Here is a 15,120-nt window from a genome sequence, read left to right on the forward strand (position 1 = left end):
CAGGTCGCGTAATCCCCGGTTGCGTCACTGGCATGTCAGCTGCTGTTCGAACCAGCCGCCCAGCCGTTCCGACAGCGGTACCCACATCCGCTGAAAGTTTTCGAGCTTGCCGACATTGGCGCCGTACATGCTCCGCAATTCCTGTTCGATCGCCGGCAGGTCAACTCCGAGACAGGCTCCATCCCTCACGATCGTCTTGCCGGCGACCACGACCTCCTGCACCAGCGACGCATTGCCCCGCGCGAACAGCAGCGCCATGGGATCGACCGGCATGATCCGGTCGCGGTCGAGCCGGTCGAGGTCGATCACGACGTAATCGGCGGGGTTGCCGGCAACGAGCTCGCCGCTCCCGGGCGCACCGGTGGCGCGGCGGCCGTTGCGGATGGCGAGCGCGAACAGCTCGGTCGGCGTCCACGTCTGCCTGAAGCCGAGGCCGCCATGAACCATCTGCACCAGCCGCATCTCGCGCAGGATGTCGTCGTCCTCGTCCAGCGCCAGCCCATCGACGCCGACCGCGATGGCACAGCCGCATTTGTGGGCGGCGGCGATCGGGGCGAGGCCCGAGCGCAGATGCATGTTCGAGCTGAAATTGGTGACGATGCGCGCGCCTGACGCCGCGATCATCTCCAACTCGTCCGGCCTTGCATGGATGCAATGCGCAAGCGTCAGCCGCTCCGAGAGGAAGCCGATGTCGCGCAGCCACCGCACCATGTCCGGAAAGTTCTGGTCGGCCCAGGCGCGCTGATAGACGGTCTCCAGCAGATGCATGTGAATGCGGCGGCCGGTCCGCGCCGAGTTCTCCGCCACCGCTTCCAGCAACGGCTTCGAGCACCATTGCACGCCGGCAGGCCCGAGCTGCACGTCGACCATCGGACCGGCGATGGCCGCGGCAATCGAGTCGGTCAGCTCGATATAGGTCTTCGGCGACATCGGCGCGCGGACGAAGAGGTCTTCGATCGTCTTGCGGTCGTCGCCGGGAAGGCCCGCGAGCAACGGCTCGGCATCGCCGTAGACAATGGGGTTCTGGTCGCGCACCGCGAGCGCAAAGGCGATGCGGATGCCGACGTCGGATGCGGCCCTGGCAATCGCCTTGGCCTCGTCCAGCAGCGGCATTGTCCCGCTCGGGCGGGTGTAGTGCACCATCATGGCCGCGCAGCCGGCCTTGGCCGAACGGGCCAGCGCCGACGCCGCCGTCAGATAGGGATCGACCGGCGTGCCAAGCGCAGTCCGCAGGATCCAGCTTTCCAGGGGCATGCCGACCGCGCCGAAGGACGACGCGGTGGCGCGGGCGTGGTCGTGCGCGTTGACGAAAGCCGGAATGACGAAGGAGCGCGGACCGCTTGGGGCCCCCGCTCCTTCCGAGATGCCGGTGACCACACCGCCGTCGTGCCGCAGCACGACGTTGTCGCTGACGCCGCGATCAGGACCACGGAACAGGCTGGTTGCCGAAATCTCCGTGGCCATGATCGTCTCTCCAGGTTCAGTTGGCAGTATACACCAGCTCCCGTTCCGCGCGCGGCGGCAGGAACTCGCGCGAGAACACTTCGGCCGGCGTCGGCGCGCGGGCGAGCTGATAGCCCTCGACCACGATGCCGATGGCGCGCGTCATGCGGTCGTCCTTGATGTCGCCGATGCCGATCTCCTTCATCTCCGGCGAGACGATCAGCTTGTCGAAGGAATATTGCAGCCGGCGCTTCTCGACCGCGACGTCGATCAGATTGTCGTAGTTCAGCGCCGCCTTCATGCCGGCGTTCTGGTCCTTGGCCACCGCAATCGCGCCCTTGTTGATGGCCCGCACGAGGCCGGCCACCGCCTTCGGGTTGGATGCGATCAGCTTCTTCGAGACCATCACGCCGTTGGAATAGAGATCGAGCCCGTACTCACCGAACGAGAACCATTTGAAGTCCTTGTCGGGGTCCTGGCGGTTGAGCACGAGGTTGAAATAGCTGGTGATGTTGAAAACCAGCGCGGCATCGATGTCGCCCTTGATCAGCATCGGCTCCTGCAGGTTCGGCGCCATGTTGGAGATCTTGATCTTCTCGTTGTCGAGGCCGTTCTTGCGCGTGAACACCGGCAACAGGCGCGTCGTCGGCGTGCCCTGCGCGCCGCCGAGGGTGTGGCCCTCGAAATCCTTGATGGTGTTGATGCCGCTGGTCTTCTTGGCGACGATCGCGAAGGGCGGCTGGTTCCACATCATGTAGACCATGACGGGCGCATCCTGCGGCTTGGTCGAGGCGTTCTGGATGATGGCGTTGACGTCGCCGAAGCCGGCGTCATAGGCGCCCGACATGATGCGCGTGACGGTCGCGCCGGAGCCCTCGCCCTGGTCGATGACGACGTTGAGGCCTTCCTCTTTGAAGTAGCCGTTGTCCTTGGCGTAGAAGAACGCGGCATCGCTGCCTTGGGTCTTCCAGCCCAGCGTGAACTTGATCGTGGTTTCCTGGGCCATCGCGGCGCCCGTGGACAGGGCCAATCCCAGCAGCGCGGCAGTTGCTTTTCTCAACATCGAGACCTCCTCAGCTTCGTTGCGTGACGGTTGGAAAAATCAGGTGGCGATCACGTCGTTCTTGCGCGTGGCCCAGCCGGTGACGCGCCCTTCGATCAGCGAGAACACGACGTAGAGGGCGACGCCGAGACCGGCGAGCACGAACAGGCCGGCAAACACCAGCGGCACGTTGAAATTGGACGACGCGGTCATCATGACGTTGCCGATGCCGCGGTTGGAGGCGACTGTCTCCGACAGCACCGCGCCGACGAAGGCATAGGAGATCGCGACCTTCAGCGAGGCGAAGAAGAACGGCATGGTCCTGGGCAGGCCGACGTTCCAGAGGATGTCGAGCTTGCTGGCGCCGAGCGCCTTCAGCACGTCCTCGAGCTCGGGCTCGGTGGTGGCAAGGCCCGTCGCGATGTTGACGACGATCGGGAAGAAGCAGATCGACAGCGCGGTCAGCACCGCCGGCACCGTGCCCGAGCCGAACCACAGCACGAAGATCGGCACCACCGCGACCTTGGGGATCGAGGAGAAGCCGATCAGCAGCGGATAGCAGGTGTCATAGGCGGTTTTGGAAACGCCGATGATGGCGCCAAGGGCCACACCGAGCGCGACGCCAAGGACGAAGCCGAACATCGTGGTCGCAAGCGTCTGCACGATATGCGGCCACAGCACCGGAAAGCGCTGAAACAGCGTCACGAACACCTGCGAGGGCCGCGGCAGCACCAGGTCCGACATGCCCGTCATCAGGCAGAACAGCTCCCAGGCGACGAAGAACAGCACGATCAGCCCGGCCGACCACGCCTTCTGCCTGATATCGATCCCGAACATCAGCCTGTCCCCTGCTGGGCTGCGCTGCGCGCATCCTCGATGAAGGCGCGCAGCTTCTGGTTCAGCGCGACGAAATCCGGCTCGAAGGTCATGGCGACGGTGCGCGGCCGCGCGAAATCGACGCGGCTGTCGTCCAGGATGCGACCGGGACGCGCGCTCATCACGCAGATGCGGCTGGCCAGGAAGCCGGCCTCGCGCAGATCGTGGGTGACCAGCAGCACCGTCGGCTTGTGGGTCATCCAGAGATTCTGGAGGATCGCCCACAGCTCCTCGCGGGTGAACTGGTCGAGCGCGCCGAACGGCTCGTCCAGCAGCAGCATGCGCGGCTCGTGGATCAGCGCGCGGCAGAGATTGGCGCGCTGGAGCATGCCGCCGGAGAGCTGCCAGGGATAACGATTGCCAAATCCCCTAAGGCCGACCTGCTCCAGCAGCGCATTGGCCTTGTCGCGAAACTCGGTCTTGCGCAGCCTGCGGAAGTTCGAGCGGAACGGCTCGACGATCTTCAGCGGCAGCATGATGTTCCGCTCGATCGTCATCCACGGCAGCATGGTCGGATTCTGGAACGCCATGCCGACCCGCATCGCCCGCGCCGCGACCTCGCGGCCGCCGACGATCACGACGCCGCTGGTCGGCTGCACCAGGCCGCTGACGAGACGCAAGATGGTCGATTTGCCGCATCCGGACGGGCCGACCAGTGCGACAAACTCGCCGTCGGCGATCCGAAGCGTGGTCTTCGACAGAGCGGGCACGGCGCGGTCGCCGCGACCGAAGGTCACGGAGGCCTCCGACAGCTCGATGGCGGTCGCGGCCGGACCTTCGGGAACGGGCTGGCCGTCAAACTGGGCGTTGGGTTGCATGCGCATCACAGCCAAAGTGCATGCAAGCTAGGTGCCAATCGTCAGCCAACGTAAAATCAAGGATTTGCCAAATGCCCCGCCGGATGGCCGGATTCGATTTAGGCAATCGGGAGGTCAAACTGCATGCAATTGGAGCGCTGGATTGCGCCGGGGCTGTGCTACAGAGAGATTTCGACTTTCCCTCCAAGGATTCGCCGATGGCGGCGCGCCCCACCAGCAAGACCTCTGAATCATCCGACAAGGTCAGCGTGATCTGCCGCGCCCTCAGGCGCGCGATCATCGAGCAGGCGCTCGAGCCCGGCGCTAAGCTCCCGGAGGATTCGCTCGGCGAGCGCTTTGGCGTCAGCCGCACCATCGCCCGCCACGCGCTGGGGCAGCTCGCCGCCGAAGGCCTAGTCGAGCTCCGCCGCAACCGCATCGCGGTGGTGGCGACGCCGAGCTGGCAGGAGGCGCGCGATGCCTTCGATATCCGAATCCAGCTCGAAGGCCTCGTCGTCCGCCAGCTCGCGGGCAAGCTGACCAAGGCGCAAATCGCCGAGCTGAACGCCCATGTCGACGCCGAGGACGACGCACGTGGCGGCACCGATGCGGTCTCGATCCGGCTCGCCACCGAATTCCACATCCTGCTCGCGCAGATGACGAACAGCCCGATCCTGGTGCGCTATGTCAGCGAGGTCGCCTATCGCTGCTGCCTGACGCTGTCGCTCTACAGCCGGCCGCACTCGACCGAATGCGCCATCAACGAGCACCGCGCGATCATTTCAGCGCTGGCCAAGGGCGACGAGGCCAAGGTGATGGACTTGATGCATCATCACCTCGATTCCGTGGCCAATCGCGCGTTGGTCGCTCCCACCCCGCAGCGCGGCCGCGACCTGCTCGATATCCTCGCACCCTATGCGGACGAGGTCACGAGCGACCGCGTGGTCAAGCTGCCGAAGGTCGCACGACGAGGCTAGGCTTCAATGCCGCGTTGGACGAGGATGCGCTCGGCGCTGTCGTTCCAGACGTCCATCTTCACGATCTGGCCGCCTTTGACGACGAAGCGGTCGACATAGCGGTTGCCCTCGAACGGCGTGCTGTCCATCCACTCGCCATAGAGCGTGCCGACGCTGTAGACCACGGTCTCGTCAGGGCCCGGACAGACGTCGAACCGGTCCATCTTCTTCTTCACCCAGCGATAGCGTTTGGCGTTGAAGCCGGTCGGCCCGCGCGGATGATCGAACTCGCGCCCGCCGGTGAAGGTGATCACCGTGCCCGGCTTCATATAGGCCGCGGCTGCGTCGGGATCGGGTATCATCGAGGCCGTCAGATAGGCTTCCACGATCTCGGCATCGGTCATCGGGCGCGCGGCTTTGGCGGGGGCGGACATGACGGGGTCTCCGGGCTGCCGGCATTCTACAATTCGCGCATCAAACTGCATGCACATTTTTTGAACATTTTGGTGGCAGAACTGCACACAATCTGGAGCTGCCCGCCCCAAGGCCTTCCGCTAGGCTATCACAGCTGAATTTGATGCCATGACCACGCAGACCGCCTTCGACCTGATCTTCCGTAACGCGCTGTTGCGCTCATCCGCCGCACCCGTCGATATCGGCGTGAAAGGCGGGCGGATCGCCGCGATCGAGCCCCATCTGGCCTGCGAGGCCGTCGAAATCGATCTCGGTGGGCACCTTGCCCTGCCCGGCTTCGTCGACACCCACATCCATCTCGACAAGGCCTGCCTGCTCGGCCGTTGCGGGCACAATCACGGCAGTGTCTCGGAAGCCATCCGCGCCGTTGCCGGGATGAAGAAGGATTTTACCGTCGAGGACGTCTACGCGCGCGGCGCCCGCGTGCTCGAACGGGCGATCATGCACGGCACGACGCGGATGCGCACGCATGTCGAGATCGACCCGCGCATCGGGTTGCGCGGCTTCGAGGCGGTCAAGTCGCTGAAGCGCGACTACGCCTGGGCGATCGATCTGTCGCTCTGCGTCTTCCCGCAGGAGGGCCTGACCAACGATCCCGGCGCCGAGGAGTTGCTGATCCAGGCGCTGCGCAACGGCGGCGAAGCGATCGGCGGCTGTCCCTACATGGACACCGACCCGAACGCCCATCTCGAACGCATCTTCGATCTCGCCCAGGAATTCGACGTCGACGTCGATCTCCATCTCGACTTCGACCTCGATCCCTCCTGGTGGCATCTCGACGAAGTCTGCCGACAAACCGAGCGGCGCAACTATCAGGGACGCGTGGCGGTCGGCCATGCCACGAAGCTGTCGGCCTTGCCGCCGGAGCGGCTGAAGGCGGCCACCGCTCAACTGGCAAAGGCGGGCGTCGCCGTCACCGTGCTGCCTGCGACCGATCTTTACCTCATGGGCCGCGACGCCACCCACAACGCGCCGCGCGGGCTGACGCTCGCCCACAAGCTCGCCGACGACGGCGTGCTGTGCTCGGTCGCGACCAACAACGTGCTCAACCCGTTCACGCCGTTCGGCGATGCCTCGCTGCTGCGGATGGCGAATTTCTACGCCAACGTCGCGCATGCCTCGGTCAGCGATTTCGACACCTGCCTCGACCTCGTCACCGACCTGCCGGCACGGCTGATGAACCTCGGCGATTACGGCCTCAAGGTCGGCAACCCCGCCGATCTCGTCGTGCTGGACACGCAGGACAGCCGCTTTGCGATCGCCGAGCTGCCCGACATCGTGATGGGCTTCAAGGCGGGACGGCAGACGTTTGAGCGGCAGCGCCCAACGCTGTTCCGTCCCGGACGCTGAACGGCCCTCGCCACCCTGCGTCTTGCGCCTGACGCGCGGCCTGCGCGACACTCGTCGCAATCCATCAACGGAGGAACCAAAATGGCCTTCGACACAGTCTTCCTGAACGCGCGTTTCGACGGCGGTGCCTGCCATCACATCGCGGTCAAGGACGGCCGCATCGCTGCGATCGCGCCCATCGACCAGCCGCCGGCGGGTGCGGAGACGATCGACCTCAACAACGCCCTGATCGTGCCCGGCTTCGTCGAAGGCCACATTCATCTCGACACCAGTTTCTATGGCGATGTCTGGCGGCCGCACAAGCCATGCACCAACGGGTTCAACGTGCATGAGCGCGTCGCCTTCCAGGCCGAGAACATGGCCGAGGCAGCGCCGATGGACGTGCGTGCGCGCAACCAGCTCGATCTTTGCATCGGACACGGCACCACGCAGATGCGCAGTCACGTCATGGTCGACGGCTCGGTCGGCCTGAAATCGCTCGAGACGATCTTGTGCGTACGCGACGAATACAAGGGCTTGATCGACATTCAGCTCGTTGCCTTCCCCCAGAGCGGCATTCTGGCAAGCCCCGGTACACCGCAATTGCTGGACGAGGCCATCGGCCTCGGCGCCGATCTCGTCGGCGGGCTCGATCCCGCGAGCTTCGACCGCGACGTCGAAAAGCATCTCGACGTCGTGTTCGGCGTCGCCAGCAAGCACGGCGTCGATGTCGACATTCATCTGCACGACATGGGCACGCTCGGCGCTTTCGAGATCGAGCAGATCGCGGCCCGCACCAGCGCGCTCGGCATGGAGGGCCATGTCGCGATCAGCCACGCCTACGGGCTCGGCGACATTTCCGCGGATTACCTCAAGAAGATTGCCGACATCCTGGCCCGGTCGGGCGTGGCGATCATGACCAACGCACCGGGCGCCCGGCCCTTCCCGCCGATCCTCGCGCTGCGCAATGCCGGCGTCACCGTCTTCAGCGGCAACGACAACATCCGCGACTCCTGGTGGCCCTATGGCGACGGCGACATGCTGCGCCGGGCAACCACCCTCGGCTATCGCTCCGGCTTCAATATCGACGAAGAGCTGCGCGCCGCCTTCGATGTCGTCACTGCGGCCGGCGCCAAGGCGTTGCGGCTCGAGGGCTATGGGCTGCATGTCGGCGCCAAGGCCGATTTCGTGACGCTGAACGCGGCGCATGTTCCCGAGGCCGTGGTGGCGGTGCCGCAGGGCCGCGCTGTTTACAAGGCAGGTATGCTCGTTGCGTCTGACGGTAAGATGATCGGGAGACAGCGCTGATCACTGGGCCTTTCCGGTCCGATTCACCGCCAATTCGCCCCAAATCCCGGTCCCGCAAAATCCCGGACCGTAGCTCCCCGCGTTGCGAGGCAGGCCGCGCTGATCATACTAGAACGTGCGCACTGACCATCTGCGTTCTTTTGGGGAAGTTATGGATATGTTCAGCGCATTCAGCAGCATCGATTGCGACTCGATCCGGACGCGAACTCCCGTTGACGCCGCCGCCAAGCGCCTCGACGGCATCGGACACGTCCTGTCGGATCTCGATATCTCGGCGATCCAGACCCAGGACGACGTCAACCGCACGCTTTGGACGCTCGACGCGGCCGTCAAATGTGTCCGCGCCGTGGTGGCCGAATTCCGCGTGCAGCCGGGCGCGGACCAGCTCATCCGCAAATCGCGCAACCTGATCGATCTGATCGAGCAGGCCCGCGGCGAGGTCTTGAACTCTCGCGACACGATCCTGAACTGAAGCCGCACTACTTCTCGCGCTTGATCCTCGCGAGGATACGGTCCGCCTCCGTGCGCCAATCGGCGCTGCGGGCGAATTCCTTTGTGCCCTTCGCACCGAACAGGCCTTCATCGGCGAGATCTGCAACCCAGGCCTGACGCTCAGCCGTTCCCTGCGCCGACCACGGTGTCAGCCCCGCCTCGCGCACGGTCTCGGCGACCTCGCGCACCTCCTCGGCACGGCGGCGGCCGTGCTCGATCACGCGCTGGAAGAAATAGGCGCCCTGCTTCTCCCAGTTGATGGCGGGAAAGGTTTCGGTCAGCGAAGCCAGCACGGCGTCCTCGACGCCATAGGCGCGCGCAGTCGTAAAGCTCTCGATCACCATGGCCTCGAGGCCCTTGATCATGATGCTGCGGCACATCTTCACTGCCGAGGACACGCCGAGCTTGTCGCTCGCAACCTTCGCGGCAAAGCCGATCGCATTCAGCAGCGGCTCCAATTCTCGCGCGCCGGGACCGCCGAGCAGCAGCGGCACCTTGATGCGATACGGCGGCACCGAGGTCATCACCGCGCCCTCGACATAACGTCCCGCGGCGCCGTCGATCAGCGCAGCAGCACGCTGCTTTGCGCCCGGTGAGGCCGAGTTGAAATCGAGAAACCAGGTGCCCTGGTTGATCGCGGCCGCGCAGGCCCTTGCGACCGGAACGGCCTGGCTTGCGGTGACGGCGGAGATGATGAAATCGGATTTGGCGGTGAGCTCGGCGTGAGACGCGGCAAGCGTCACGCCGTGCTTGGCCGCATGCTCCTTCAGCGGCGCGCCCTGCTCGCCCCCGAGCTTGATGTCGTAGGCTGAAACCTTGATGTCCTGCTGGCGCAAATCCTCGGCCAGGATACGGCCGACCTCGCCATAGCCAATCAAGCCGATTTGCCAGCGCTTCGGATCCGCCATTAGTTCAATCCTCGTGTCGTCGCGTCGAAGAGCTCCTCGACCGCATAGCGGCGCGGGATCAGCGCCTGCTGGAATGCATAGTCGACGATCAGCTCCAACGGCTTTCTGTTGGCCTCGATCCCGAACGGGACGAGATCAGGCGTCGCCGCCGGTACCACCAGTTCCTTGTTCCGCTTGAGGAGATCATAGACGCCCGCAACCACGTCAGGGCGCGATTTCGCAAGGCTCTCGGTCACGACCACGAGATGATTGACCGGCACGACGCCGCGGCGCGCATACCATTTGGCGGCTTCCGCGGCGGGATCGGGGAAGAGCGGCTTCAGCTTGGGATTATCGGAGGTCTCGCCGAGGACGGCGTCGAGTTCGCCGTCGAGCAGCATCTGCAAGACCCTCTTGTCCTTGGGCGCGCGCTCAGTGGTGTCGACATATTCGGCGACGTGCGGATCTTCGAACGTCACCCATTTGATCTTGTCGAGATTGACGCCGTAGTCGTTGGCGAGGATGCCCCTGATCCAGGCGCCCGTCGTGGTCGTGAACGAGCGGATGCCGACGCGCTTGCCTTCGAGATCGGACGGCCCGAGCGTTCCCTTTTCAGGATTATAGAGCGCATAGGAATGCTGGAAGCGGCCCATCATCGTCGCCGGCAGCAACACGAGCGGCTTGCCATGCGCCTTCGCCATCAGAAAAGTGACGATCGCCATCTCGCAGACGTCGAACGCCTGCTCGCGCACCATCGGCTTGAACGCCGTGTTGGTCGGCGTGCACTCGATGAAGTCGAGGTCGAAGAGGTCGGAGCGGAGTTCGCCGCTCTTCACCGCCTTGACGTGCGGATGACTGCCGAGCACGGCCTTCAGCTTGAGACGATCCATCCGCCCGCTCCGCTTCTCGCTTCAGACGTCCTCGGGATTGTCGACGTAGACGAGCCCGGCCTTCGCCAGCGCCTCGCGCATGCTGTACATGTCGAGGCCAAGCTCGCCCGAAGCCAAACGCTTGCGCTTGCCGCCCTCGTCGGCATTGCGCTTCTTCGCCTTCTCCGCGACCTCGGCAGCATAGCGCTTCGGCACCACCACGACGCCGTCGTCATCGGCGACGACGATGTCGCCGGGATCGACATTGACGCCGGCGCAGACCACGGGGACGTTGACCGAGCCCAGCGTCGCCTTGACCGTGCCCTTGGCCGAGACCGCGCGCGACCACACCGGAAAATTCATCTCGTGCAGCGCTTTGACGTCGCGGCAGCCGGCATCGATGATCAGCCCCTGCACGCCGCGCGCTTGCAGCGAGGTCGCCAGCAGCTCGCCGAACATGCCGTCGGTATTGTCGGTGGTGCAGCCGACGACGAGGATGTCGCCCTTCTTGCACTGCTCGACCGCGACATGGATCATCCAGTTGTCGCCGGGCTGCGCCAGCACGGTCACCGCGGGGCCGGCGATCGACGCCCCCGCCCAGACCGGCCGCAGATACGGCTTCATCAGACCGATACGGCCATAGGCCTCGTGCACAGTCGAGACGCCGTATTCCGCCATGCCGGCGGGATCGGCGCGCTTGATGTTGCGAACGACGACGGGCTTCATGCCAGCTCCTCCGCAACGGTCGGGAACAGGCGCTGATAGGCCTCGCCATAGGTCATGGGCACGCCGGTGTTGCGGCTGCCCTGGATACCGCGGTTGAGCGCAACGCGCTCGTAATAGCCCCAGAGATGCTTTTGCGCGGCCAGGATCTGGAACGCCTCGTACTTCTCCTTCCAGACCTCGTCGATCTTGAGCAGCAGATCCGGCTTGTAATTGCACTGCTCCGGCTGGTGCGGCTCGAACAGGAACACCGGCGGCGCCGAATACTTGTACTGCGCGCCGGGCTTGTGGCCCATCGCCTGCGCGACCACGCGGGTCTCCTGCGCGAAATGCGCGGCATTCGGATGGTCGAAATTATAGGGATCTTCCAGCGCGTGGGTCAGCACGAAGCTCGGATTGAGCTCGCGGTAGATGTCGACCATGCGGTCGAAATGCGCCTCGGTCAGCTTCAGCGGATAGTCGCCGCAATCGAAGAACTCGATCTCGGCCCCTAGCAGCTTTGCGGCCCGCTCCGCCTCGTCCTTGCGGCCGGCCTTGACCGATTCCAGGGTCGCGCCCTTTTCCTTCCAGGCGAACTGGCTCTCGCCGCGTTCGCCGAAGGACATGCAGACGATCTTCATGCGATAGCCCTTCTTCGCATGCAGCGCGATGGCACCGCCGGCGCGCCAGACGAAGTCGCCGGGATGGGCGGTGACGACAAGACCTGTTTTCATGGGACTACTCCCCTCTTTCGTTCGTAAGCATCATAAGCTCCCCACTTCATGCAGGAAGCCAATTCATCAGGCGGCAACAGTCGCTTGTTCCTCGCCGTCGAGCACACGTTTCAGGCGCTCGCCATCGAGCGCCCCTTCCCACTTGGCAATTGCGATGGTCGCAACCGCGTTTCCGATCAGATTGGTCGGCGTCAACCCTTGCGACATCAAACGATGGATGCCGAGCACCAGCGCGACGCTCGTCACCGGTATAGTCCCGGTCGCGGACAGCGTCGCTGCGAGCACGACGAAGGCGGCGCCCGCAATGCCCGCCGCACCCTTGGAGGTCACGAGCAGGATCAGCAGCAGCTCGATCTGCTCGGCGAGCCCGAACGGCGTGTTGGTCGCCTGCGCCAGGAATACCGAGGCGGCGGCGAGATACAAACAGGTACCATCGAGATTGAAGGAATAGCCGGTCGGGATCACGAGCCCGACCACGCTCTTCTCACAGCCGGCCTTCTCCAGCTTGGTCAGCATCCGCGGCAGCACCGTCTCGGACGACGTCGTGGCGATGCAGATCAGTAGCTCTTCCCAGATATAGCGGATCAGCTTGAGCAGCGAGAAGCCGCAGAGCCGCGCGACCGGGCCGAGCGCCACGATGATGAAGACCGCGCAGGTGAGGTAAAAGCCGCCCAGCAGCTTGCCGAGTGAGGCCAGCGAGCCCACACCAAACTTGCCGACCGTAAAGGCGATAGCGCCGAACGCGCCGATGGGCGCCGCCCACATCACGAAGCCGACGACGGCAAACACCATCTTTGCGGCGATGTCGATCAGATGGAGGAGCGGCGCGGCGCGCTCGCCGAGTTGCACCAGCGCGAAGCCGCACAGCACCGAGATGAACAGTACCTGGAGGATATTTCCTTCCGCGAAGGCGCCGATGAAGGTCGCCGGCACGACGTTCATCAGGAACGGCACGAAGCCGATCGCGCCGGTCTGTTTGACGTAGGGCTCGATCGCGCTCGCATTGATGCTGGCGGGATCGATGTTCATGCCGAGGCCGGGCTTGAGCAGGTTGACCGCGATGAGACCGATGATCAGCGCTATCGTGGTCATGATCTCGAAATAGACGATGGCTTTGACCGCGACGCGCCCGACCCGCGCCATGTCGGCCATATGCGCGATACCATGCACGACGGTGCAGAAGATGATCGGGGCGATCAGCATCCGGATCGCCTTGATGAAGGCGTCCCCGAGCGGCTGCATCTTGGCGCCCGCCTCGGGATTGACGATCCCAAGCGCAATGCCGGCCGCCATGGCGATGAGCACCTGGATCCAGAGTTCCTTCCACCAGGCGCGCCCGCGCGGCTTGTCGATCGCCATCGCCGTCATCGGTCGAACTCGAACAGGCGTGCGGGATTGTCGACCAGAATCTTCTGCTGCAACTCCGGCTCCGGCGCGAACAGCGGAATCAGGTCGACGAGGTCGCCGTCATTCGGCATCACCTTGACGTTGGGATGCGGCCAGTCGGTGCCCCAGATGACGCGGTCAGGCGCGGTCTCGACGATTTTTCGCGCGAAAGGTACAGCGTCCGTGAAAGGAGGCCCGGCCGAGGAGACGCGTTCGGAGCCGCAGATCTTGACCCAGCACTTCTCGTCGCGCTGCATCAGCTCGATCAGGATCTTGAACGGAAGCTGATCCAGCCCCTCGGACGCCTTCACCCGGCCCATGTGGTCGATGGTGTAGCTCAGCGGCAACCTTGCCAGCATGTCGGCATATTCGGGCAGGTCGATCGCGTCGAAATGCAGGTCGATGTGCCAGCCGAGCGGCGCGACCATGGCGATAACGCGGTTGAAGACGCTCTTGTCGGGAACGCCGCCGAGATGGCGGACGAAATTGAAGCGGCAGCCGCGGAAGCCGCCGTCATGCAGCACCTGGAGCCCGCGCTCGGTGATGGTGTCGTCGATATTGGCGACGGCACGATAGGCGCCGTTGCTCTGCGCGATCGCGTCGAGCGCCACCGTGTTGTCGGTACCGTGCACGCTGGCATTGACGATGACGGCCCGCTCCACGCCGAGCTTGGCATGCAGGGTGCGGAAGTCCTCCAACGGTGCATCCGGCGGCGTGTAGGAGCGGTCGGGCGCGTAAGGGTATTTCGAGCCGGGGCCGAAGATGTGGCAATGCGCGTCGCAGGACAGCTTCGGCAGCTTGAACTTCGGCGTGCGCGTGTTCGGATCGGGCGGCGGAATGGTGGGCGTGTACATCATCGTCATGAGCTGAACTTGAACAGGCGGGCGGGATTGTCGACCAGCAGCTTCTGCCGGACCTTCTCATCGGGCGCGTAGAGGGGAATGAGGTCGACGAGATCGCCGTCATTCGGCATGATCTTGACGTTGGGATGCGGCCAGTCGGTGCCCCAGATGACGCGGTCGGGCGCATTGTCGATCAGCGCCTTCGCGAACTGCACCGCATCGTGGAACGGCTTGCCGGCGGCGGAGGCGCGCTCCAGGCCGGTAATCTTGACCCAGCACTTCTCGTCCCTCTTCTGCAGGTCGAGCAGCGCGGTGAAGCCGGGGTCGTCCAGGCCCTTCCCGGCCTGCACCGTGCCCATATGGTCGATCACGTAAGGCGCCGGCAGCGCGGTGAGGATCGGCGCGAATTCGGCGATCGTGCCGGGCTCGAAATAGACGTCGATGTGCCAGCCGAGTTCGGCGACGCGATGCACGATGCGCTGGAACTTGGTCATGTCACCGACGCCGCCGAGGCGCTTGAGGAAGGCGAAACGACAGCCGCAGATGCCGCCCTTGTCGAGCGACGCCAGTTCCTTCTCGTTCATCTCGTCATTGACGTTGGCGATGCCCTTGTAGGCGCCCTCGCTCTGGGCGATGGCGTCGGTGACGACGCGGTTGTCGGTGCCGTGCACCGTGGCATTCACGATCACGCAGCGCTCGACGCCGATCTTCTCGTGCAGGCTGCGGAACGTCTCCAGCGGTGCATCGGCCGTGTTGTACGGGCGCTTCTCGGCAAAGGGGTAACGCGACGCCGGCCCGAAGATATGCGTATGCGTGTCGCAGGATTTTGGCGGCAGCTTGAAGGACGGCATCTTGGGATTCGAATCCGGCGGCATGATCGTGGGAATCGCCTTCGGCTCGGCCCCTTGCGCGGATGCCTCGCCCACGAGCGCCGCGCCGGCCAGTCCGGTCAAGAGATGCAAGCACTCCCGCCTGTTCATGTC

At 64.6% G+C, this 15,120-nt stretch carries 16 protein-coding genes; 4 read left to right on the forward strand and 12 right to left on the reverse strand.

What is annotated here, in order from left to right; genetic code table 11:
• Window positions 1-24: 24 nt before the first annotated feature.
• The 4 genes from VGR99_RS24430 to VGR99_RS24445 are packed head-to-tail and all read right to left on the reverse strand — an operon-like array spanning window position 25 to window position 4,179.
• Window positions 25-1,464, reverse strand: coding sequence for an amidohydrolase family protein (locus VGR99_RS24430; protein ID WP_326902029.1), 1,440 nt, complete (start codon window positions 1,462-1,464; stop codon window positions 25-27).
• A gap of 16 nt (window positions 1,465-1,480) precedes the next feature.
• Complete coding sequence (locus VGR99_RS24435) at window positions 1,481-2,506, reverse strand: ABC transporter substrate-binding protein (RefSeq protein WP_326902031.1); 1,026 nt, start codon at window positions 2,504-2,506, stop codon at window positions 1,481-1,483.
• Window positions 2,507-2,545: 39 nt separating this feature from the next.
• The gene (locus VGR99_RS24440) at window positions 2,546-3,322 is read right to left on the reverse strand and encodes an ABC transporter permease (protein ID WP_326902033.1); all 777 of its coding nucleotides are present in this window, start codon (window positions 3,320-3,322) and stop codon (window positions 2,546-2,548) included.
• A complete protein-coding gene (locus tag VGR99_RS24445; RefSeq protein ID WP_326902034.1) occupies window positions 3,322-4,179 on the reverse strand; it encodes an ABC transporter ATP-binding protein in 858 nt (285 codons plus the stop codon). Before VGR99_RS24445 ends, VGR99_RS24440 begins: the two co-directional genes overlap by 1 nt.
• A 197-nt stretch (window positions 4,180-4,376) precedes the next feature.
• On the opposite strand from VGR99_RS24445, the gene VGR99_RS24450 reads away from it, so the two are divergent.
• Window positions 4,377-5,135 carry a GntR family transcriptional regulator gene (locus tag VGR99_RS24450; protein WP_326902035.1) on the forward strand — a complete coding sequence of 253 codons (759 nt, stop codon included), beginning with the start codon at window positions 4,377-4,379 and terminating at the stop codon, window positions 5,133-5,135.
• On the opposite strand, the gene VGR99_RS24455 is transcribed toward VGR99_RS24450, so the two are convergent.
• Complete coding sequence (locus VGR99_RS24455; RefSeq protein ID WP_326902036.1) at window positions 5,132-5,548, reverse strand: nuclear transport factor 2 family protein; 417 nt, start codon at window positions 5,546-5,548, stop codon at window positions 5,132-5,134. The two genes, VGR99_RS24450 and VGR99_RS24455, sit on opposite strands and share 4 nt — an antisense overlap.
• Before the next feature lie 148 nt (window positions 5,549-5,696).
• Between VGR99_RS24455 and VGR99_RS24460 the strand changes: the two genes are divergently transcribed.
• The 3 genes from VGR99_RS24460 to VGR99_RS24470 all read left to right on the forward strand — a co-directional run bounded on the left by VGR99_RS24460 (window position 5,697) and on the right by VGR99_RS24470 (window position 8,697).
• Complete coding sequence (locus VGR99_RS24460) at window positions 5,697-6,938, forward strand: amidohydrolase family protein (protein WP_326902037.1); 1,242 nt, start codon at window positions 5,697-5,699, stop codon at window positions 6,936-6,938.
• 81 nt (window positions 6,939-7,019) lie between these two features.
• Window positions 7,020-8,225: an amidohydrolase family protein gene (locus VGR99_RS24465; RefSeq protein ID WP_326902038.1), complete on the forward strand. Its 1,206-nt coding sequence runs from the start codon at window positions 7,020-7,022 to the stop codon at window positions 8,223-8,225.
• Window positions 8,226-8,382: 157 nt separating this feature from the next.
• A complete protein-coding gene (locus VGR99_RS24470; protein WP_326902039.1) occupies window positions 8,383-8,697 on the forward strand; it encodes a hypothetical protein in 315 nt (104 codons plus the stop codon).
• Between the two features lie 7 nt (window positions 8,698-8,704).
• Here the strand turns inward: VGR99_RS24470 and VGR99_RS24475 are convergent, their stop codons facing one another.
• The 7 genes from VGR99_RS24475 to VGR99_RS24505 form a co-directional block, all read right to left on the reverse strand.
• On the reverse strand, window positions 8,705-9,625 hold the full coding sequence (locus VGR99_RS24475; protein WP_326902040.1) for a DUF1932 domain-containing protein: 921 nt from the start codon (window positions 9,623-9,625) through the stop codon (window positions 8,705-8,707).
• Window positions 9,625-10,494, reverse strand: coding sequence for an ABC transporter substrate-binding protein (locus tag VGR99_RS24480; protein ID WP_326902042.1), 870 nt, complete (start codon window positions 10,492-10,494; stop codon window positions 9,625-9,627). The genes VGR99_RS24475 and VGR99_RS24480 overlap by 1 nt, the downstream gene beginning before the upstream one ends.
• Window positions 10,495-10,515: 21 nt before the next feature.
• On the reverse strand, window positions 10,516-11,199 hold the full coding sequence (locus VGR99_RS24485) for a 4-carboxy-4-hydroxy-2-oxoadipate aldolase/oxaloacetate decarboxylase (protein WP_326902043.1): 684 nt from the start codon (window positions 11,197-11,199) through the stop codon (window positions 10,516-10,518).
• Window positions 11,196-11,909, reverse strand: a complete 714-nt coding sequence (locus tag VGR99_RS24490; RefSeq protein ID WP_011086622.1) for a PIG-L deacetylase family protein — start codon at window positions 11,907-11,909, stop codon at window positions 11,196-11,198. The genes VGR99_RS24485 and VGR99_RS24490 overlap by 4 nt, the downstream gene beginning before the upstream one ends.
• Before the next feature lie 66 nt (window positions 11,910-11,975).
• A complete protein-coding gene (dctA, locus tag VGR99_RS24495; RefSeq protein WP_326902046.1) occupies window positions 11,976-13,277 on the reverse strand; it encodes a C4-dicarboxylate transporter DctA in 1,302 nt (433 codons plus the stop codon).
• Complete coding sequence (locus tag VGR99_RS24500) at window positions 13,274-14,158, reverse strand: amidohydrolase family protein (RefSeq protein ID WP_326902047.1); 885 nt, start codon at window positions 14,156-14,158, stop codon at window positions 13,274-13,276. The genes dctA and VGR99_RS24500 overlap by 4 nt, the downstream gene beginning before the upstream one ends.
• Window positions 14,155-15,117, reverse strand: coding sequence for an amidohydrolase family protein (locus VGR99_RS24505; protein ID WP_326902048.1), 963 nt, complete (start codon window positions 15,115-15,117; stop codon window positions 14,155-14,157). The genes VGR99_RS24500 and VGR99_RS24505 overlap by 4 nt, the downstream gene beginning before the upstream one ends.
• Window positions 15,118-15,120: the final 3 nt, after the last annotated feature.

The sequence above is a fragment of the Bradyrhizobium sp. genome, from assembly GCF_035935975.1.
Taxonomy (GTDB): Bacteria; Pseudomonadota; Alphaproteobacteria; order Rhizobiales; family Xanthobacteraceae; genus Bradyrhizobium.